Source organism: Vibrio sp. T13N (assembly GCF_032970445.1).
GTDB lineage: Bacteria > Pseudomonadota > Gammaproteobacteria > Enterobacterales > Vibrionaceae > Vibrio > Vibrio diabolicus.
The window spans coordinates 664,840-683,844 of record NZ_JAWJYE010000001.1; the positions used below are offsets into that span (position 1 = coordinate 664,840).

Below are 19,005 nucleotides of genomic sequence, written 5' to 3' on the forward strand. Positions count from 1 at the left end.
ACATGGATGTGAGGCAAACGACCATTCATTCTGCTGAGATAAAAAAGTGAGATTAAAGGGATTTACTCTGATGGAAATCACCATAGTGCTCGCCACTTTGGCTTTCATCGCTTTGGCTGCGTTGCCAACACTACTCCACATTCATCGCCAAGCCTATGCGTCGATGTTACACAGTTCCAATTCGTCATTGGGTACCGCGCTTAAATTTTTTAACGCCCGAGTGGTGATAGACAATGCTGCCGAGCAAAACCAAGTCCACTATATTGATAGGAACGTAAAAACCTTAAGTGGTATGCCAGAAGCGAGCGCCAATAGCATTGGCGCGTTATTAGAAATCGATTTGCCGCAGAGTGGCGTGTCCAAAATTGATGTTCCCTGCAAAGGCAGTGACTTTTGTATTATTGGTCAGCAACACCCAAATAGTACCCACTTTGTGTCTATTCCCGATTATCAATTTGTCGACCAGTCAGGTCTTGATCGGGTGGTGTACATTTGGCCGCAAGGGTATACCTTGGCAGAAGAGGCATGCTATTTCTATTATGTAAATCAAGCATCCACAGAGTCTATCGTCCGAGGGCACGTTACTGAGGGTTGTTAGGCGCGCTTAACATCATCTTCTGACTCATCAACACTTCGCCATTGGGGAGAGTGACTTCTCCTAGTTCACCATGGTGCTCAAATCCAAATCGTTCGTACAACGCTATCGCGGCAAGGTTGTCCTTATAAACATTAAGTACAATGGTGTCATAACCATATTCCCAGGCACTTTTAAGTGCGACAGACAATAGCTGCTTACCTAGCCCTTTTCCTCTGAATGTTCTATCGATATGAATACCTAAAATGCCTGTGCTAGTGAGTTGACCGCCTTCATAACCGCACAGTTCGGCAGGAAAAATCTCTACACTACCAATCAGAACGTGATGGTCCAAAGCAACAAATTGAGGAATCGATTCAAGTTCTACGCGACGTAAAATATTGGTCAGGGTGTCTTTATCTGGAGCCGGACTGCGCAGGTATTTACCTTCGGCATAGACTCGGTTCCACAGTTCGGTAAAGCGCTCGATATCGCTTACCTGGATGGGTCTGATTTGCATTCATCTTCCTTGATTAGTGCAGGTTAGTGATGGTTAAGGTACGAGTTCAGATAAACAGCGAATTTGATTCGGAATGGGATCGGCTGGCGCATTGGCTCCTGTTGGATTAAACCAAATCGTATTTACGCCAGCTTGCATTGCAGGGTAAATGTCTTTATAGGGCAAGTCGCCAACCATAGTTAACTCACTCACGTTAACCCCTAGCTGTTTTGCGATAGCAAGATAAAACTCAGGTTGGTTTTTAGCGATGCCGAGATTGGCAAAACAAAAGTAGCCATTTAAGTACTGGTCTAAGTCGACGCGGACGAACGCACGCTGAACCTCTTCCATGTTGGAATCAGACGCACTGGTCGCGATGTAAATAGCATGATTTTGGGAAAGTGTTGCCAGTGTTTTTTTGGCCAGAGGAATCGTTTCTACGTGTTCCCAATCGCACATTTTTCCTTGTGCGTGAGGGAAATCCACCATTAAGGTGTTCCCCCAATCGAAAAGATAAATCATGTTCGAATCTCCTTTATCCGCACATCATATCGTCTTTTCTAAAATCAGGGGATAAATTGCATCGATAAATGCGATTTAGGTGGCTTTAGTCGTGAAAAGCGCTTAATTGTCGTTATCGTTACAAATGTTTCAGCATAATGCGTGAGTTAGTTTTAAAACCTTGCTTGTCGTAAAACCGCTGTGCTGATTGATTGAATTCCATCACTTCTAATCGAACTTGTGTAGCATTGGCATCGCGAGCCCATTGCTCACAAGCCTCAAGCAGTTGGCGACCGATGCCCTGCTGCTTTTGTTCTTCATTGACGACAATCGTTCCTACTCGACAAATTGGATCTTTGATCAGAAAGCTGACGGTTTCATTCTGAGTGATCATCGCGGTTAAAAAGCCGACTACCTCCTTTTCATGTTCTGCGACTAAAAACAAGCGTTCATCATTCTCGAGAGCCTGAGTGAGGAACGCTCGGTCGTCTTCCGAAGGTGCTACAAAAGCTTCAGGCGCGTTGGCAAAATGCAGTGCGTTGATTTGTAGGTTTAATTCAAAAATTGCATCCAAATCGTCAGGAGTTGCTTGTCGAATGTTGACTTCCATTTTACTTACCGCCTGAAAGATCGATAAAAGAGCCTGTAACATAAGAAGCTTCATCACTGAGTAGCCAAGCGACCGCATTCGCCACTTCTTCTACCGTACCGCCCCGTTTCAGTGGAATTTGAGGGCTGAGCCTATCCACTCGGTTTGGTTCTCCACCATCGGCGTGCATATCGGTATAAATGAAACCAGGTCGAACGCCATTGACGCGAATATTTCGGTCTGCCAATTCAAGCGATAGCCCTTTGGTTAAGGTATCCATTGCGCCTTTTGATGTGGCGTAATCGACATATTCGAATGGCGCGCCTGAGCGTGATGCCCCAGAAGAAACATTCACAATTGCGCCACCAGTACTGAATCGCTTCGCCGCTTCTCTACAACAGAGAAAGCAGCTATTCACATTAGTGTTCATTACTTTCTGAAAGCGTTCCAAGCTGATTTCCGCCAACGGTGACTGAGTAAATAGAATGCCAACGTTGTTGACCAAATGGGTGACTGAGCCTAGTGCGTTTTCTGTTGCATCGAAAAGGTTGAGCACTTGTTGCTCGTCAGATACATCGGCTTGAACGGCGATCGCTTTTCCGCCATTTGCTTGTATGTCTCTGACCACTTGGTGAGCTGCTTCACTTTGCGCACGGTAATTAACACACACGGCATAGCCTTGCTCGGCCAGTTTTTTCGCCGTTGCGGCTCCAATGCCTCGGCTTGCGCCTGTAACGATGACTACTTTATTCAAAATACATCCTTATTTTTGTAGCGAGTAGATTTTGTCGGCGTAACGCTTGTCGCCAATTTGGTATGCGTCAGGAATGACTTCAGATAGCTCGAATCCGCACTTCATGAGAACACGCTCTGAAGCAATATTCCCTTCAGTGACCGTAGCGGAAAAGCGGTCGATGTCATGTGTTGCTCTCGCCCAATTTAGAAGCGCTTGAAGGGTTTCTGTTCCAAACTGTCGGCCATGAAATTCAGGCAAAAGTAAGTAACCCACCTCTGCGTTACCTTCTTCAATGGCAAGGCCAGTGACGCCAATCGGTTGTTCAGATTGCTTATCGAGTATGATGAGGCAAAGCCAGTGCTGACTGTCTGGTGTCCATGGTAATAATCGCGAAGCAAATTTTTCTTTTATTTGTTTTTCGCTCGGGCGATCAAAACAGAGCTCAATGATCTCTGGTTCGGAATGTAATCGCTGAAATAGTTCCCAATCGCTGGCTTCGATAGGTCTTAATTGGCTTCGGTGAGTCTCAATATAAACTGACATGCGTGTCCTTACAGCATTTATGTAGAGAGCCAGTTTCTCATCCTCTTATCTCTTTAATCAAACGGTTGCACTTACAAAAGTGATTTGTGTGGTGAATGTCTAGTTGGGGAATGAATTCTTACTGAATATTCATTTGTGGGATGAAAATAACGAAATTTCATACTTGAGACACATAGAGCAACACGGAAATGATGTGGATCAAGAGAGAACTACCCATAAAGTAGTATTTTGCGATCTATAATTACATTTTATTTGGAAGTGTTGCTAATTATGTCAATAAAAAAACGATATGTTGCACTGCTGGTTGCTGCCGGCATTGGTGTGGGCTGGTTAACATTAGGTGGTACTGCAGCGGTAATGCATTACACCTCTGATACTGAGTTCTGTCTCTCGTGCCACTCTATGGAAATCCCTTACAAAGAGTATCAAGGCTCAGTGCACTTCAGTAATGCGAAAGGCATTCGTGCCGAGTGTTCTGATTGCCACATCCCACAAGAACCGATGGACTACCTGATCACGAAGATTCGTGCATCGAAAGACATCTACCATGAGTTCGTGACTGGCAAGATCGACACGCCAGAAAAATACGAAGCGCACCGCAAAGAGCTTGCGGAGATGGTGTGGGAGCAGTTCCGTGAAAACGACTCTGCAACGTGCCGTTCTTGCCACGACTTTGACGCGATGGAAGAATTTGAGCAATCTCGCGATGCAGCGAAAATGCACGAGTACGCAAAAGCGAACGATCAAACGTGTATCGATTGTCACAAAGGCGTTGCTCACTTTGCACCAGAAGCTGAGCTAGACAGCAAGGCATTTGAAACGTTGATGAGCTTCACCACAAAAACATCACCTGGTGCCAAAGTCGTTTACCCTGTGACTGAAATCGCAATGGGTGAGATGGGTAAAATTAACCCAACGACGAAGTTAGAAGTAATCAGCTCTGAAGGTGATGAGCGTACTGTTAAGTTGGACGCATTCCAAATGAAAGGCGCAGAGCAAGTGCTGTACATGGGTGAAGGTCAACGTGCCATCGTAGCAACGCTAACCGAGCAAGGTCAGCAAGCTCTTGAGGGCGGTGAGTTTAAGGCCGACGTTTACGGCAACGAATGGCGCGCAGTGTCACTAACAGGCACGATCGATTCTCCTGTTGTGGATACACTTGACCCAGTTTGGTCATACGCAGAAGAGCTAGACAACGTTTATTGTGCAACTTGTCACGCGAAAATTCCTTCAAATCACTTCACAGTGAACGCATGGGGACCAGTGGCGAAGAGTATGGGTGATCGAACAGACATCACTGCCGAAAACCTAGAAATTCTTACTAAGTTCTTCCAGCACCACGCGAAAGATGTGGTTGGTCACTAACGATAAATAGAAGGATAAGATTATGACTAATTTAACCCGTCGTGGATTTCTAAAAGGCACAGGTATGGCGGCTGGCGCCATGGCATTTACTTCTTTTGCGCCTATGTCTGTTGCGTCTTCAAACCAGCGTGGTAAGGGCATTTTGACAGCGGGCCGCATGGGCCCAATGTTATGTGAAGTGAAAGATGGTAAGTTGGTTTCGACTACTAATGCTCTTCCACAAACTGTACCAAATAGTCTACAAACTACTGGGCCTGACCAAGTGCATACCAAGGCGCGTGTGAAGTACCCAATGGTACGTAAAGGCTACTTGGCAAACCCATCGTCGCCAGAAGGTGTGCGCGGTAGTGATGAGTTTGTGCGTGTGTCTTGGGATGAGGCTTACAAGCTGATCCACGAACAGCACATGCGAATTCGCAAAGAATATGGCCCGGCTTCTGTGTTTGCAGGCTCTTACGGCTGGCGTTCAAGTGGCGTACTGCACAAAGCACAAACCTTGCTGCAACGTTACATGAGCATGGCGGGTGGCTATTCAGGCCACTTGGGTGACTACTCAACGGGTGCTGCGCAGATCATCATGCCGCACGTTGTGGGCTCTATCGAAGTGTACGAACAACAAACCACGTACCCAGTGGTGCTAGAGCACAGTGATGTAGTGGTTCTTTGGGGCTTAAACCCAATTAACACTCTAAAAATCGCGTGGAGCTCAACAGACTGCGCGGGTCTTGAGTTCTTCCATCAATTGAAAAAATCAGGCAAGACGGTTATTGCAATTGACCCTATTCGTTCTGAAACCATTGAGTTCTTTGGCGAGAATGCGGAGTGGATTGCTCCTCACCCAATGACCGACGTAGCAATGATGATGGGTATCGCACACACCTTGGTGAAACAAGGTAAGCACGATAAAGCCTTCCTCGATAAATACACCGCTGGTTACGACAAATTTGAAGCGTACCTGATGGGCGAAGAAGACGGCGTAGAAAAATCAGCGGAGTGGGCATCGCAAATCTGTGGCGTACCTGCGAAGCAACTTGAGCTACTGGCTGACATCTTCAGTAAAAACCGCACCATGCTGATGGCGGGTTGGGGCATGCAGCGCCAACAATACGGTGAACAGCGTCACTGGATGCTGGTTACACTGGCAACGATGTTGGGTCAAATCGGTTTACCGGGCGGTGGTTTTGGTTTCTCTTACCACTACTCAAACGGTGGTAACCCTGCTCGTGACGCTGGCGTGCTTCCTGCGATTTCAGCATCACTGGGTGGCGGCTCTTCTGCGGGTAACGACTGGGCGGTATCTGGCGCGGTGCAAAGCTTCCCTGTGGCGCGTATTGTCGAGGCGTTGGAAAACCCAGGTCAATCCTACCATCACAACGGTCATGAACTGACGTTCCCAGATATCAAGATGATTTGGTGGGCAGGTGGTGCGAACTTTACTCACCACCAAGACACCAACCGCTTGATTAAAGCATGGCAAAAGCCTGAACTGATCGTGATTTCAGAACCTTACTGGACAGCGGCTGCGAAGCACGCGGACATCGTCCTACCAATCACCACATCGTTCGAGCGCAACGACTTAACGATGACGGGTGACTACAGTAACCAACACTTGGTGCCAATGAAGCAAGTGGTTGAGCCACAAGGTGAAGCGCGTAATGACTTCGACGTATTCGCGGACATGGCGGAGATGCTAGCACCGGGTGGCCGTGATGTGTACACCGAAGGAAAAACCGAAATGGAATGGCTGTACGGCTTCTACAAGGCGGCGCAACAAGGTGGCCGTGGCTCTCGCGTAGCAATGCCGAACTTCAGCAAGTTCTGGGAAGATAACCAACTGATCGAGATGAAGTGGAACGAGAAGAACGCACAGTTTGTTCGTTACGCGGATTTCCGTGAAGACCCGATCATGAACCCGCTAGGTACGCCAAGTGGTAAGATCGAAATCTTCTCGAAAACGATTGAAGGTTACCAGTTGGAAGACTGTCCTCCACACCCAACGTGGATGGCACCAACCGAGTACACTGGCAATGCAAAAGATGGCGAGTTGCAGCTAATGACCGCGCACGCAGCGCATCGTCTACACAGCCAGTTTAACTACGCGAAGATTCGCGAAGAGTACGCAATTGCAAACCGTGAACCTATTTGGATTCACCCTGAAGATGCGAAAGCGCGTGGTATTAAAACGGGCGATCTAGTTCGTGCGTTTAACAACCGTGGCCAAGTATTGGTTGGCGCAGAAGTGACTGACCGAATCAAGCAAGGTTCAGTGTGTATTCATGAAGGCGGTTGGCCGGATCTGGATCCGAAAACCGGCATTTGTAAGAACGGCGGTTGTAATGTGTTAACGTTGGATATTCCGACCTCTCGACTTGCAAACGGCTGTGCGGCGAACTCGGCACTGGTTCGTATTGAAAAATACACTGGCCCAGAATTAGAACTAACAGCGTTTGAACCACCAAAAAATGGCTAGAAAAAAGTAGCGCTTGAAAGCAAGAAGCCAGCGAATCGCTGGCTTCTTTTTTATCTAGTCATCGTTCACATTAGCGCGAAGCGAGAGAAACAAACGGCATCTGTTTCTTAATCTGAAATGTCGGGAGTAAAGTAAATACAATCGCGACAAACAAGACCGAACCTATTAAATCTTCAGGGCGATGCATGCCCAGCCATAAGCGGCTATATGCGACGCTCATTCCCCACATCCATAATGACAGTGCAGAGGTATAGCACTTGTTCTGTAAGAACAACCCACCAAAGAAAGCCAGACAAATCGAAACGAAAATCGTATGACCGGATGGGAAAGAATAGTCTTTCTCGCCTTGCCAATGGCGCGTCCGCCAATCACTGACTCGTTCAGAAATCTGGTTAATTACGTTGGCTTGTTGTTTTGTATCTAACTGATAAAACGTTTCTGGTGTTTCAATCAATTGTTCTGCTGCGAGCAATTCCGTGTACGGGCGCGGGCTTTCTGTCATCAGTTTTAGCCCCGTTTTGCTGGCAAAGCCAATCACAAGTAACAGCACTAACATTGAGAGTTTTTGCATCCACTCAGTGCGACTTGGTTTAAAGCGAAATAAAGAAAGCAGTAGCAGTGTTAAGGTAATTAAAAAGCCTTTGCTGCCAGCAGAATCAGTGAGCAAAGTAAAAGTAATACCCAGACTTTCAGGCACCTGTGAGGTGAGATCATGATAAGAGCCAAACAGCGACATTGGGATGATGCCAAGAACAAACAAGGCGAGCATCATCAATCCATATTTTTTGGTTTTCATTGAGAGCGTTTTGTTTTTATTGAGGGTTATTCAACCACGTGAAAATAAGGGGCTTATCTTACGTTATCTGGCGTGAAAAACTTATCAACGCTTTGTCAATTTGACGAGAGAATGAAGGCTGAGTGATGAATTGATGACATTTATCCGAAGGGTAAAGGCGCTCATCCTTAAGCGTTGGGGTCTTAATCCATCAGAGAAAGTAAGTATTCTGCTGCTTTGGTTGGATTTTCTGCATGACAAATGGCAGAAACCAAAGCCAAACCATGAACACCAGTGGCGCTAAGTTGCGGAATGTTACTTTCGTTAATGCCGCCAATGGCAACAATCGGTAGTGAAGTCGTCTCTAACGCCATCTTCAAACCTTCAATACCCCAGTGTTTTTTGGTGTTGGTTTTGGTCGGCGTAGCGAAGATGGCACTCAAACCGATGTAATCAATGGGCAGAGAATCCGCCTCTGCCAGTTGATCTTCAGTCTCAATCGATAAGCCGAGAATTTTGTTTGGTCCAATCAACTCGCGAGCGATAGTTGCGGGTATATCTGATTGCCCCAAGTGGACACCATCAGCATCAACAGCAAGGGCAACATCAACACGATCATTGATGATTAACGGGACTCCAGTGCCTTCAAGGATCGTCTTTACGGCTTGAGCTCGTTCAATAAATGCACGAACGTCACCATGTTTTTCACGCACCTGCACCATGGTGACCCCACCTTCTACCGCCTTTCTTACAACGTGTTTGAGAGTGGGTAAATCTTGTTGGTCGTCGGTGACCAAATACAAACGATAGGCGTTCATTGTGTTTCCTTTTGCCTCCCACTTTCGTTGGAGTGAGAGGCGTTTAAAGCATTGAGAAGCGATTTATCTCACTTGTAATTTAAGACGTGTTGCCAGTGCTTCTTCATCCAGTTGGTAAAGCTCATCCAAAAGATGCATTTGCAAGCTACCTGGCCCTCGCGCTTGCTCAGCCGCAATTTCACCCACAACGCCAAGCACCGCTGCCGCAGCAAGGCCTGTTTCCTCGCCGATTGCTGCGAAAGCGCCAGTCAGTGCGGTTAACGTGCAACCCATGCCCGTTACGTATGGCATCATCTCGTGACCATTATTCAGCTGGACGGTTTGCTCTTTTGTCACGATGTAGTCAGTTTCGCCGGAGATCACCACGCTCGCTCCATATTCTTCAATTAAGAAGTGAGCCGCCCCAAGGGCTGCATCACTACTGTCGAGTGCATCTACACCTTTGCTTTGCGCTTGCTCACCAGCGAGAGCAATGATTTCGGACGCATTACCACGAATGATTAACTTGTTTGCAAGGCGGGCGATTTCGCGCGAGGTTTCGGTACGTAGTGAACTTGCACCGCAACCGACAGGGTCGAGCACAACAATTTTGCCGTTCGAGTTGGCTTGCTCTACGGCGTGGCTCATGCGCGGTGTCCAAACGCTGTCTAGGGTGCCGATGTTGATCACCAAAGCGCCAGCAAACGACATCATTTCTGCCATTTCTTGCTTTGAATGCGCCATGATAGGCGAAGCACCGATAGCCAGCAAAGCGTTCGCCGTGTTGTTCATCACCACGTAGTTGGTAATGTTCACGACTAAAGGCTTTTGCTGACGCACTGCGGTTAATGCTTGAGTGATTTGTTCTACTAACATGAGATTCTCCAATTAACCTTATTGCGCGTTTAGACCTTGTTGCCAAAACGCCACTTCCATACGCGTTGCGGTTTTGAAGACCTGAATCAGGTTTTGACCGCGCTGGCTGTGGATGTCTATTTCAGCCAGTAGCTGGTTAAAGTGTTCGGCCCCACTTGCCACGCCAGATTGGAACTCTTCACCGCCGTACAAGTTAATCCAACTTGCGTAAGGATTGCCTTCGAATACCGTGTTTTCATCTTCAATCAGCATTTTACCAATGACGGCGTAGCCGATGGAGCAAGGGGCGAGCGCGGCATACAAGTCAACTAAGTCGCCCGTCATGCCCGCATCCAATACGTAGCGCGTGTAAGCCACCGTGCCAAAATCTTCCGGCTCGTTTTCGAGATCAGATTCCGTTAATCCCCATTGACCGCAGTAGGTCACATGGTGGGCAATCTCTGAATCTAAAAGCGCATGTACGCTTGGTAGTGCGCGGCGCATGTCGTCTAACGTACGTGCTTTGTAGATTGCCAGCGCATAAGCTCGTGCGTACTGTTTTAGGAATAAGAAATCTTGCTTTAAGTAATGCAGAAAACAAGGTTGAGCCAGAGTGCCTTTGGCCAATTGCTGCACAAAGGCATGCTCGGTGTATTCTTGCCAATCTTGGCGGCAAGCGTCGATCAAATCTTGGTATTTCATAATGGGGCTGCCTCGTAATTAGTCAAAGCTCGGTACGTAATCTTTCGCTTTTGGTAGCGTTTCGATGATTTGTTGTGAGTACATGAACTCTGCGTAATCGTCGTAGCGTTTTAGATCGACTGCTGATGGGCGAAGCGCGAAACGAGTTAACGTGTCATTCCAAGCGCGTTGGTTGAGCTCGTTGTTTAGCGTGTCTGGCGAGTAAGCGACAAACTCTTTCCAAGACTCTTTAGGATGGTTGACGATGTAAGTGGTCGCTTGCTCCAGCGCTTTGTTGAACGCTTTAATAGCCGCTTTGTCGTAGGTTTTTGCATTCGCCACAAACACCAGTTCGTCATACGCTGGTACGCCGTGTTCTTCTGGGAAGAAGGCTTTGGCTTTGTAGCCTTCTAGCGCAAGTTGGTTGGTTTCGAAGTTACGCAAGCCGCCCCAAATAGCGTCTACTTTCCCTGATGCAAGAGAGGAAGAGAGTGCCCAACCGACGTTGATGATTTGCACGTCAGAAAACCTCACGTTCTCCTGCGCAAGCATGGTGCCGATTGTCGCCTCTTCGTTACCTGCGATAGCAATACCGATTTTCTTGCCTTCAAGGTCGCCAAGGTTTTCGTTCTTACCGTTATCCAACACCATCAAAGTGTTGAGGGGAGTTGCAATCAAGGTCGCAGAGCGAATTAATGGCAAGCCAGCCGCTACGTCGATGGTCAAGCTAGGTTGGTATGAAATCGCCATATCGACTTTGCCAGCCGCAACTAGTTTGGGTGGAGTGCTTGGGTCGGCGGGTTCTTGGATATTGATCTTCAAACCTTGCTGTTTAAAGTAGCCGCGCTCTTGTGCGATCACGATAGGGCCATGGTTCGGGTTAACGAACCAATCCAGCATTAAAGTAAGCTCCTTTTCGGCAGCAAGTACGTTAGTTGAAATGGTTGAAGCGAGCAGAGCAGCAGCGCTCATAAGTTTGTTTTTATTCACGGGGTTCTTCCTTTTTCTTTCCCTATTTGTTTTCCCAGGGAATGGCTTTTTTCAGTAATTTGTCAGTGGTGAAATAGAGTGTGATAGACAGTGCGGCGAGAATAAACAGCGCCGCGAACATCTCATCGATGATCATGCGAGCGTTGGCTTGCAGCATCAGATAGCCTAGGCCCTCACTTGAACCAACCCATTCACCTACCACGGCACCAATCGGCGCAATAACTACGGCAACACGAATACCAGACGCTAACGTTGGTAGGGCGGCAGGGAGTTGAATATGGCGCAGTAATTGCCATTTCGATGCGCCCATGGTTTTGGCAAGATCGAGATAGCCGGTGGGGGTGTTGCGCAGTCCGTCGTAACAACAAGTTGTTACAGGGAAAAAGATGATGATGGCCGCCATTACTACTTTCGATGCGATGCCGTAACCGAGCCAAAGCATGAGCACTGGCGCGATGGCGAACACAGGGATCGCTTGGCTAGCAATCAGAATTGGCAGTAACCAACGCTTCAGCGGTTCGAACATCAGCATTTGCAATGCGAACAGCAAACCCATCGATAATCCAAGCGCCAAGCCAAGTAAGATTTCTTGCGCGGTAACCCAAGTATGTTTGAGCAGGACATCGTAACGAGTGACCAATCTATCCAGCACTTCAATTGGTGAAGGTAAGATGAAGCTTGGTATGTCGAATATCACCACGACCAACTGCCACAATCCCAAGATCACCGCCGTGCTGATGACCAAGCGCAGAGCCGGATGGGTCACACGTTCTTTTTTACCAATACGTGCCGAAACGGAGTTGTACTGAGTCATATCACTCATAGTCTTTCTCCAATTGATCCAAAATCGCTTGTTGTAGCGCCGCGCACTCTCCATCGAGAACTCGCGGCGGCTTGGAATTCGGAACGACTAAGTGCTGGGCTTTCGCAGGCGTGCCTTGCAGTACATAGAGTTGGTGGGCTAATCGCACCGCTTCTTGTGGGTCGTGGGTAATAAGAACAACGGTTTTATCTTTCAGTAACTCGGCAGACAAGTTTTGCAACTTATGGCGAGTAACCGCGTCCAGCGCAGAGAAGGGCTCATCCATCAGAACCAGAGGCTTGTCTTGCATCAGAGTACGAGCAAGGGCAACACGCTGTCTCATGCCGCCAGAGAGCTGAGCTGGCTTAGCATCCGCGTAATCGGCGAGTCCCACTTGGTTGAGTAAAGTCAGTGCACGTTGTTTATTTTGCTCTGGTGCTTGTTCTTGAGAAAATCGAGTGCTGAGGCAGACGTTGTCTAACACATTTAACCACGGCAACAACAAGTCTTGCTGCGCCATGTAAGCAATACGTTCGTGCAAGGCAATGCCATCCGTGGTGGTTAATTCACCATGCCATTCGACTTTGTCGTCTAACAAACCCGCGAGATAACGAAGGATCGTCGTTTTTCCGCAACCACTGCGGCCAAGTAACACTGTCCATTGATTAGCAGGGATGACCATACTCAACCCTGCTAATGTTGGTGTGTGGCTGTCTTTGTATTGCAGACTTGCTTCGATAAGCTGAATGCCCAGTGCATTAGCGCACATGCGTGTGCCCTGCAAAAAAGTGGTTCACTGGTCCGTGACCTTTCCCCACTTCCAATTCATCCGCGTGTGCGATAGCTTGGCTGATGTACTGCTTACCAAGGTGCACCGCTTTGTGCAGGTTGTTGCCTTGACTAAGGTAAGACGCAATGGCGGAAGACAGCGTACAGCCCGTACCGTGGGTGTTTTTGGTCGGAAAACGCTTGGCGCTGATTAACTCCGCACTGTTTTGCATGATCAGCAGATCGTTGCTGTTTTCATTTTCTTCAAGATGACCGCCTTTGAGCAGAATAGCTTTGGCACCAAGTGCACGAAGGTCGGTAATCATATCGTTCATTTCAGATTCTGATTGAGGCACTGGCTTACCCGTCAATGCTGCACCTTCTGGCAGGTTAGGAGTGATGATGTCTGCCAGTGGAATTAGTTCTTCTTTTAATGTGCTGATTGCTGATTGCTCAAGTAGCAAATCACCGCTGGTGGCGACCATGACGGGATCAATCACAAGATGCTTGGGTTGGTACTGTCTTATTTTGCTTGCCACCACTTTGATGATGTTCGAATCCGCCAGCATGCCGACTTTTACCGCCACAATATTGAGATCGGTAAACACCGCATCGAGTTGGCTTTCAACGTGATCAAGTGGGATCGGGAAAATCGCAGAAACGCCTTGCGTGTTTTGTGAGGTGATGGCGGTAATCACTGAGCAGGCAAAGCTGCCAGTTGCGGACATCGCTTTGATATCGGCTTGGATGCCTGCGCCGCCGCCGCTGTCGGAGCCTGCGATGGTTAAGACAACAGGGGTGGTTATAGGTGATTGTGCCTGGTGTAAAGATGGCTGTGATTGCTGCGTCATGGTCGCTCCTACTACAAGACGTATAGGAACTGACTTTGACCGTTGTGGATAGATCGATTGTTCGATCGTTATCGCTCGCCAAAGAGGAGCGGCGAAAGGCAAAGTGCGCATAGTTCCCTACGTCAGTGCTAACTGAATCAGGTTCAACGGGTCTCGAATCTCGATCTCAGCCAACGCTTATCGCGTGGCCCCCCGACTATTTCGCTCGGATGATAGCAGGACCCTTGTAGAAGGGATACGTTTTTTGAGAGTAATTATTATTGAGTATTCAATTATGCGAGGTGAGTGATAGAGTAAGCATCTAAATGGTTCGTCGTGTGGAATTTACTAGTGCAACGCTCTGGTGAAAGAGCTGAACCTGGAATATTTAATAAATAATCGTGGTCTCGCTAAGCAAGGATTAGCATAAAACAAGGTTAAAAAACTGTTAAAATTTAACGCGTTGCCAATTTAACTTTGTTGAACTTTTCGACAGTTAATTAGGAAGGCTAAGACGATCATCGAGCAAGGAGACTTCATGCTTAATTCTGCAACAGCGAAGTCAGTGATCGATCATGCTCTCTTTTTAGGGGCTGATTTCGCTGAACTATTCGTTGAACATCATCAAACTAACACCGTCCAGATCGCATCTGGTGAGGTGGACAAGATCAATTCGGGGATTGATTTTGGTATCGGCATTCGCCTCTTCTTCGGTCACAAAGTGCTTTATGGATACACCAATAGCACGGACGAAGCCGAGCTAAAACGCGTAACGTCATTGCTTGCGGCAAAAGACAAGCGTGAACAAATCGCGTCAGCAGGTTCTTTGAATTTGAACCGCTACCCAATCCAACACGGTTGCCGCATGCCGTTAAGTCAGGATGCTAACTTAGATTCAAAAATCGCGTTTCTATTGAAAGTTGACCAAGCTGCGCGTGCAGAAAGTGAGTACATCAGCCAGTTCATTGGTAGTGTGCTTCAGCGCGAGCAGCAAGTGTCTATCTTCAACTCAGAAGGTTTGCATGTAGACGATACGCGTCACTACATTCGTGTGGCGGGTAACACCGTTGCTCAAAAAGGTAATGAGCAGTCTTCTGGTATGGAAGGTCCTGGCGCTCTTGCTGGTTGGGAGTTCAGCGAACAGCTTGATGCAAAAGAGCTGGGTCAAACTATCGCGCAGCAAGCGTTAGTGAAACTTGGCGCTGATGCTTGTCCATCAGGTGAAATGCCAGTGGTAATTGGTAACGGCTTTGGCGGCGTTATCTTCCATGAAGCGTGTGGTCACTTACTAGAAACCACTTCGGTTGCGAAGAAAGCGTCCGTATTCCACGACAAAATGGGCGAAATGGTTGCTCACACTGCAGTGAATGCTGTAGATGATGGCACCATGACCAACGAATGGGGCTCGATTCATGTTGATGACGAAGGCATGAAGACTCAGCGCACTCAACTGATCAAAGACGGTAAGCTAACCAGCTTCATGGTCGATAAAATGGGTGGCATGAAGACAGGTTATGAGCCTACGGGTTCTGGTCGTCGTCAAAACTACAAGTTCGCACCAACCTCGCGGATGCGTAACACCTTTATCGAAGAAGGTGAGCATTCACTTGACGACATGCTGGCAGGTATCGAACGTGGTATCTATGCGAAGAAGATGGGCGGCGGCTCGGTTCAACCGGGAACGGGCGAGTTTAACTTTGCTGTTCGTGAAGCTTACCTCATTGAAAATGGCAAAATCACCAAACCTCTGAAAACAGCAACGCTGATCAGTACGGGTCCAAAAGTGTTGAAAGAAATCAGCATGGTCGGCAAAGACATGGCGCTTGCGCCGGGCATGTGTGGTTCAGTAAGTGGTTCAGTGCCAACAACAGTCGGTCAGCCAACACTGAAAGTAGATAATATTCTGGTAGGAGGCGGTAACTAATGAGCCAAGAAAAACAACTTCTTAATGCGGTTGATTACGTACTATCAGAAGCAAAGCGTCAAGGCGCAGAAGCGGACGTCATTGTAAACTGCAACAGCAGCTTTTCTCTGAAAGCGAACCAAGGAAAGCTGGATGAGTACAAAGTAAGCTCAAGCCAAGTTCTGGGTGTTCGTGTTGTGAAAGATGCGCGCGTTGCAACGAGCTATTCTGAGTCGTTAGAACAACAAAGCTTAGATTTGATGCTGACTAATGCACTGCAAAGCGCTCGTTTTTCCAAGCAAGACGAGCACCAGACCATTAGTTGCGTGAACAGCCAAATCACGACTGACGTGGCTGAGATTGCTCAAGAAGACACAACTTCGGTTGATGAAAAAATTGAACTGTCTCTCGCACTTGAGCAAGGCGTAGTAGCTCTGCCTCACGCTTCTAGCGCACCTTACAATGGTTACAGCGATGGCGAAACACAACTGATCATTGCCAATACTCAAGGCACATTGTGTCAACACTTCGAGCGCTCGTTCACTTGTTACGCATATACCTTGTTTGAAAAAGACGGCAAACAGTCAATGGCGGGTCGAATGTCACTGGGTCGCCGTTTTGATGAGTTGGATCCAGCTTACTGTATAGAAGGTGGCTACAACCTTGCTCGCGATCTTCTTGAAGGCGCTCCGGTTGCGACAGGTAACTATCCGGCCATTTTCCACATCAATGCTTTAAGCAGCCTGTTTGGTGCATTCGGCAGTGCGTTTTCTGGTGTGAGTGCGATGAAAGGCATCTCGCCACTGGGTGACAAGCTTGGTCAAAGCGTTGCAAGTGAACTGATTACCTTTACCGATGCGGCATACATGCCGAATGGTATGGCTATCGCAGGGTTTGATAGTGAAGGTTTTGCCACCCAAGACAATGTGTTGATCGCCAATGGCCAACTGAATACGCTATTGCACAATAGCCAAACAGCGAGTTATTTGGGTGCAGTGTCGACGGCAAGTGCTGCTCGCGGTGCAAAATCGAGCTTAGACGTGTCAGCGAATCACAAAGTGATTGCGACAGGCAACAGCAATGCGTCAGAAGTCAATGCAGGTGAATACCTAGAATTAGTGGAACTGCAAGGGGTTCACTCTGGTGCAGATGCTGTCAGTGGTGATTTCTCATTTGGTGCGAGTGGTTTCTTGTGCCGTGATGGAGAGCGCGTTCAACCAGTTCGTGGGATCACGGTAGCGGGTAACTTCTACAAGATGCTGCAAGAAGTTGAAGCTGTGGGTGATACCCAGCTTATTAATGATAGCCGCACTTTCTTCGCGCCAGATGTGCGTTTTGCTCGCTTGAGTATTGGCGGCAAATAAGCGCGGCATAGAAAATCAGAAACAAAAAAGAGGACTCAATCGAGTCCTCTTTCATCATCTAGCAACGTGTACGCGAATAACTAGAATTCGCGGATATCCAGTTCGTTGTGGATCAATACCACACACTGAGAAGCGAAAAGCATCTTAGGACCCAAGCTGATCTTCTCTGTGCCAAGGCGCTTTAAGCTGTTAAAAGACTTCTTAGGCATCGGAATATGGTCAGTTAACAAGAAGCATGGGTTTTCACCAATTTCTGCATCACGAACAAATTCGCCTTTCTTGTCCAACATATAAAGTTGGTGATCTTCGGCTAGTTCTTGAACCAAGCGTTCGAAGCTTACTGTACGAACCGTAATACCCGGTTCAACTTCGCGAAGCTGCTCTTTACCCATACCAACAGATGCGTCCAACGCACGGGCAACGGCAGCGATCAACGTTGACTCGTGAAAACCGCCAATATTGGTAATGTCGTTTGAACGAATGGTAATCGTGCGCGAGTAATCCTTCGTGCTCTCTAATACTAAGTGGACAACCACATCTTCACGGTGAGATTGTGCAACGAACATGGTGTTCATCATGGTATGAGCAAGGATCTCGGTATGCGCCTCGTTACCAACACCTTCTAATAGTGCTTTGCTGGTGGTTGGCGCCGCGCGAGCTCGTAAAACAAAAGAGCGCATGAATTTAGCCTCTATATAGGAAGAGTGAATGCGCGGAAGTATATACCCAAGCAGGGAACGGATGCGAGTTTAATAGTAAATGTGAACTTACTTACAAAGCTTCGATTGTCGTGCGGAGTGTGCTGGTTAGAATAGGAGGCAACCCTGTTAGGAGCGGTATATGGAAATCAAAAAGATAAATAAAGACATTTATAAAAAGAAAGTAAACCTGGTGATTGGCGGTTTTGTTGCGTTGCTCGCTATCTCATCTCTTGCCTTTAGTACCTTGCTTATTGTTTTGTTTGGCAACACTGAAGTCGTACCTGAACAATCAACGGGAAACTTCCATTGGAATTTGATTGGTGTCGTTATCGCAGTCGCAACTTCCCTCTCTTTATTGAATCAAATTAAAACTCGGCCATACATGGAAGAGGTGTTGTACGTTTGGAAGCTCAAGCAACTGCACAACAAAATATTTCGTAAACTAAAAAGCATTAAAGCAGCCGCGAGCAATGACGATGTAAAAGCGCTCACTACGCTTAAGTTCTATTACACAACGCAACAACAAGTGTTTGAGTTAGACAACAACACATTGACGATGAGTAGTGTAAATAAAGAATTAGAGGCAATTGAGCAAATCGAAGCGGAGCAATCACTGGATCTTGATATCACCAGCTTTAAAGAGAGCTGGGTAGACACATACTGATTGCCTATTTGCTACTTGAAGTTAACAACTGAGTGCTAAAAATAAGCGTTTGAGTGAGATTTAATCACTCGACGCTTTTTTTTAGTTTTTTTTCTAAAAAGGGGTTGCCAAGAAAAATCATCTCCCTATAATGCGCCTCCGTTGTCAGGGCAAAGCGGAAACGCAAAAGCGGTTGGCAACAAGGCGAAAGAAAAGCTTCTAAAAATTAATTTAAAAAAGTGTTTGACACTGAAAGTTAATTCCTTAGAATACGCCTCCGCTTCGATAGCAAAGCTTACGAAGCAAGCTCTTTAACAATATAGACCTATCAATCTGTGTGGGCACTCGTTGATGATAATCCAATTAGAAGCTTCGGCTTCAAATTAGGTTTCAATGAAACGAAGTGACCATTCGAATTGGAAAGCAGCCTTGAGCTGTTTTATTTCACTTTTTAAAAGTGAAAACCAATAAGAGCACAGTCAATTCAAACATTACTTTATGTAATGTTCAGTATTCATTGAGCCGAACAAAATCTTAAATTGAAGAGTTTGATCATGGCTCAGATTGAACGCTGGCGGCAGGCCTAACACATGCAAGTCGAGCGGAAACGAGTTATCTG

Annotated in this window: 20 protein-coding genes, 1 rRNA gene and 1 riboswitch; of the genes, 7 read left to right on the forward strand and 14 right to left on the reverse strand. The window is 47.2% G+C overall.

All coding sequences use genetic code 11. The annotated features are described in order from the left end of the window. Window positions 1-70: 70 nt before the first annotated feature. Window positions 71-598: a hypothetical protein gene (locus tag R2S67_RS02980; RefSeq protein WP_005391876.1), complete on the forward strand. Its 528-nt coding sequence runs from the start codon at window positions 71-73 to the stop codon at window positions 596-598. Here the strand turns inward: R2S67_RS02980 and R2S67_RS02985 are convergent. The 5 genes from R2S67_RS02985 to R2S67_RS03005 all read right to left on the reverse strand — a co-directional run bounded on the left by R2S67_RS02985 (window position 582) and on the right by R2S67_RS03005 (window position 3,442). Next, entirely contained in the window at window positions 582-1,094 is a 513-nt protein-coding gene (locus tag R2S67_RS02985) for a GNAT family N-acetyltransferase (protein WP_074190229.1), read from the reverse strand. The genes R2S67_RS02980 and R2S67_RS02985 overlap by 17 nt on opposite strands. 33 nt (window positions 1,095-1,127) lie before the next feature. Further along, entirely contained in the window at window positions 1,128-1,595 is a 468-nt protein-coding gene (locus R2S67_RS02990) for an HAD family hydrolase (protein ID WP_170902858.1), read from the reverse strand. 118 nt (window positions 1,596-1,713) lie between these two features. Further along, a complete protein-coding gene (locus R2S67_RS02995) occupies window positions 1,714-2,184 on the reverse strand; it encodes a GNAT family N-acetyltransferase (RefSeq protein ID WP_074190227.1) in 471 nt (156 codons plus the stop codon). Window position 2,185: 1 nt separating this feature from the next. Beyond that, window positions 2,186-2,917, reverse strand: coding sequence for a glucose 1-dehydrogenase (locus tag R2S67_RS03000; RefSeq protein ID WP_317342103.1), 732 nt, complete (start codon window positions 2,915-2,917; stop codon window positions 2,186-2,188). A gap of 9 nt (window positions 2,918-2,926) precedes the next feature. Next, window positions 2,927-3,442, reverse strand: a complete 516-nt coding sequence (locus R2S67_RS03005; protein ID WP_237284581.1) for a GNAT family N-acetyltransferase — start codon at window positions 3,440-3,442, stop codon at window positions 2,927-2,929. Window positions 3,443-3,712: 270 nt separating this feature from the next. Here R2S67_RS03005 and R2S67_RS03010 point away from each other — a divergent pair, with 270 nt between their 5' ends. Together R2S67_RS03010 and R2S67_RS03015 are read left to right on the forward strand one after the other, a co-directional pair. Then, window positions 3,713-4,807: a NapC/NirT family cytochrome c gene (locus tag R2S67_RS03010; protein ID WP_005391870.1), complete on the forward strand. Its 1,095-nt coding sequence runs from the start codon at window positions 3,713-3,715 to the stop codon at window positions 4,805-4,807. Between the two features lie 22 nt (window positions 4,808-4,829). Beyond that, the gene (locus R2S67_RS03015; RefSeq protein ID WP_145472540.1) at window positions 4,830-7,277 is read left to right on the forward strand and encodes a trimethylamine-N-oxide reductase 2; all 2,448 of its coding nucleotides are present in this window, start codon (window positions 4,830-4,832) and stop codon (window positions 7,275-7,277) included. A gap of 70 nt (window positions 7,278-7,347) precedes the next feature. On the opposite strand, the gene R2S67_RS03020 is transcribed toward R2S67_RS03015, so the two are convergent. From R2S67_RS03020 to thiD, 8 genes are all read right to left on the reverse strand, one after another. Continuing rightward, on the reverse strand, window positions 7,348-8,073 hold the full coding sequence (locus R2S67_RS03020) for a phosphatase PAP2 family protein (RefSeq protein ID WP_317342104.1): 726 nt from the start codon (window positions 8,071-8,073) through the stop codon (window positions 7,348-7,350). Between the two features lie 182 nt (window positions 8,074-8,255). After that, the gene (gene thiE / locus R2S67_RS03025; RefSeq protein WP_317342106.1) at window positions 8,256-8,870 is read right to left on the reverse strand and encodes a thiamine phosphate synthase; all 615 of its coding nucleotides are present in this window, start codon (window positions 8,868-8,870) and stop codon (window positions 8,256-8,258) included. Between the two features lie 63 nt (window positions 8,871-8,933). After that, on the reverse strand, window positions 8,934-9,725 hold the full coding sequence (thiM, locus tag R2S67_RS03030; protein WP_317342107.1) for a hydroxyethylthiazole kinase: 792 nt from the start codon (window positions 9,723-9,725) through the stop codon (window positions 8,934-8,936). An 18-nt stretch (window positions 9,726-9,743) separates the two neighbouring features. Further along, window positions 9,744-10,406, reverse strand: coding sequence for a thiaminase II (gene tenA, locus R2S67_RS03035; RefSeq protein ID WP_006740999.1), 663 nt, complete (start codon window positions 10,404-10,406; stop codon window positions 9,744-9,746). Between the two features lie 18 nt (window positions 10,407-10,424). Then, entirely contained in the window at window positions 10,425-11,375 is a 951-nt protein-coding gene (locus R2S67_RS03040) for an ABC transporter substrate-binding protein (protein ID WP_317342111.1), read from the reverse strand. Between the two features lie 22 nt (window positions 11,376-11,397). Next, a complete protein-coding gene (locus R2S67_RS03045) occupies window positions 11,398-12,198 on the reverse strand; it encodes an ABC transporter permease (RefSeq protein ID WP_317342112.1) in 801 nt (266 codons plus the stop codon). After that, entirely contained in the window at window positions 12,191-12,946 is a 756-nt protein-coding gene (locus R2S67_RS03050; RefSeq protein ID WP_031814548.1) for an ABC transporter ATP-binding protein, read from the reverse strand. The genes R2S67_RS03045 and R2S67_RS03050 overlap by 8 nt, the downstream gene beginning before the upstream one ends. Beyond that, window positions 12,936-13,796 carry a bifunctional hydroxymethylpyrimidine kinase/phosphomethylpyrimidine kinase gene (gene thiD, locus R2S67_RS03055; protein WP_031814547.1) on the reverse strand — a complete coding sequence of 287 codons (861 nt, stop codon included), beginning with the start codon at window positions 13,794-13,796 and terminating at the stop codon, window positions 12,936-12,938. The genes R2S67_RS03050 and thiD overlap by 11 nt, the downstream gene beginning before the upstream one ends. A gap of 97 nt (window positions 13,797-13,893) precedes the next feature. After that, window positions 13,894-14,001, reverse strand: a riboswitch (TPP riboswitch). Window positions 14,002-14,313: 312 nt separating this feature from the next. On the opposite strand from thiD, the gene R2S67_RS03060 reads away from it, so the two are divergent. Beyond that, on the forward strand, window positions 14,314-15,699 hold the full coding sequence (locus R2S67_RS03060; protein WP_048625558.1) for a TldD/PmbA family protein: 1,386 nt from the start codon (window positions 14,314-14,316) through the stop codon (window positions 15,697-15,699). Next, window positions 15,699-17,042, forward strand: coding sequence for a TldD/PmbA family protein (locus tag R2S67_RS03065; protein ID WP_317342114.1), 1,344 nt, complete (start codon window positions 15,699-15,701; stop codon window positions 17,040-17,042). The genes R2S67_RS03060 and R2S67_RS03065 overlap by 1 nt, the downstream gene beginning before the upstream one ends. 80 nt (window positions 17,043-17,122) lie before the next feature. Here R2S67_RS03065 and trmY read toward each other — a convergent pair whose 3' ends face one another. Beyond that, window positions 17,123-17,722, reverse strand: a complete 600-nt coding sequence (trmY, locus tag R2S67_RS03070; protein ID WP_005459965.1) for a tRNA (pseudouridine(54)-N(1))-methyltransferase TrmY — start codon at window positions 17,720-17,722, stop codon at window positions 17,123-17,125. A 160-nt stretch (window positions 17,723-17,882) separates the two neighbouring features. On the opposite strand from trmY, the gene R2S67_RS03075 reads away from it, so the two are divergent. Together R2S67_RS03075 and R2S67_RS03080 are read left to right on the forward strand one after the other, a co-directional pair. Continuing rightward, on the forward strand, window positions 17,883-18,407 hold the full coding sequence (locus R2S67_RS03075) for a DUF3087 domain-containing protein (RefSeq protein WP_317342134.1): 525 nt from the start codon (window positions 17,883-17,885) through the stop codon (window positions 18,405-18,407). A gap of 515 nt (window positions 18,408-18,922) precedes the next feature. Beyond that, a 16S ribosomal RNA gene (locus R2S67_RS03080) occupies window positions 18,923-19,005 on the forward strand; the annotation flags it as partial.

What these genes read in the sequence shown, in the direction of transcription:
- R2S67_RS03015 (WP_145472540.1), top strand. Translation starts at nt 4,830, where the DNA reads ATGACTAATTTAACCCGTCGTGGATTTCTAAAAGGCACAGGTATGGCG.
- R2S67_RS03020 (WP_317342104.1), bottom strand. Translation starts at nt 8,073, where the DNA reads ATGAAAACCAAAAAATATGGATTGATGATGCTCGCCTTGTTTGTTCTT.
- trmY (WP_005459965.1), bottom strand. Translation starts at nt 17,722, where the DNA reads ATGCGCTCTTTTGTTTTACGAGCTCGCGCGGCGCCAACCACCAGCAAA.
- thiE (WP_317342106.1), bottom strand. Translation starts at nt 8,870, where the DNA reads ATGAACGCCTATCGTTTGTATTTGGTCACCGACGACCAACAAGATTTA.
- R2S67_RS02990 (WP_170902858.1), bottom strand. Translation starts at nt 1,595, where the DNA reads ATGATTTATCTTTTCGATTGGGGGAACACCTTAATGGTGGATTTCCCT.
- R2S67_RS02980 (WP_005391876.1), top strand. Translation starts at nt 71, where the DNA reads ATGGAAATCACCATAGTGCTCGCCACTTTGGCTTTCATCGCTTTGGCT.
- R2S67_RS02985 (WP_074190229.1), bottom strand. Translation starts at nt 1,094, where the DNA reads ATGCAAATCAGACCCATCCAGGTAAGCGATATCGAGCGCTTTACCGAA.
- R2S67_RS03045 (WP_317342112.1), bottom strand. Translation starts at nt 12,198, where the DNA reads ATGAGTGATATGACTCAGTACAACTCCGTTTCGGCACGTATTGGTAAA.
- R2S67_RS02995 (WP_074190227.1), bottom strand. Translation starts at nt 2,184, where the DNA reads ATGGAAGTCAACATTCGACAAGCAACTCCTGACGATTTGGATGCAATT.
- R2S67_RS03005 (WP_237284581.1), bottom strand. Translation starts at nt 3,442, where the DNA reads ATGTCAGTTTATATTGAGACTCACCGAAGCCAATTAAGACCTATCGAA.
- R2S67_RS03065 (WP_317342114.1), top strand. Translation starts at nt 15,699, where the DNA reads ATGAGCCAAGAAAAACAACTTCTTAATGCGGTTGATTACGTACTATCA.
- thiM (WP_317342107.1), bottom strand. Translation starts at nt 9,725, where the DNA reads ATGTTAGTAGAACAAATCACTCAAGCATTAACCGCAGTGCGTCAGCAA.
- tenA (WP_006740999.1), bottom strand. Translation starts at nt 10,406, where the DNA reads ATGAAATACCAAGATTTGATCGACGCTTGCCGCCAAGATTGGCAAGAA.
- R2S67_RS03075 (WP_317342134.1), top strand. Translation starts at nt 17,883, where the DNA reads ATGGAAATCAAAAAGATAAATAAAGACATTTATAAAAAGAAAGTAAAC.
- R2S67_RS03010 (WP_005391870.1), top strand. Translation starts at nt 3,713, where the DNA reads ATGTCAATAAAAAAACGATATGTTGCACTGCTGGTTGCTGCCGGCATT.
- thiD (WP_031814547.1), bottom strand. Translation starts at nt 13,796, where the DNA reads ATGACGCAGCAATCACAGCCATCTTTACACCAGGCACAATCACCTATA.
- R2S67_RS03050 (WP_031814548.1), bottom strand. Translation starts at nt 12,946, where the DNA reads ATGTGCGCTAATGCACTGGGCATTCAGCTTATCGAAGCAAGTCTGCAA.
- R2S67_RS03060 (WP_048625558.1), top strand. Translation starts at nt 14,314, where the DNA reads ATGCTTAATTCTGCAACAGCGAAGTCAGTGATCGATCATGCTCTCTTT.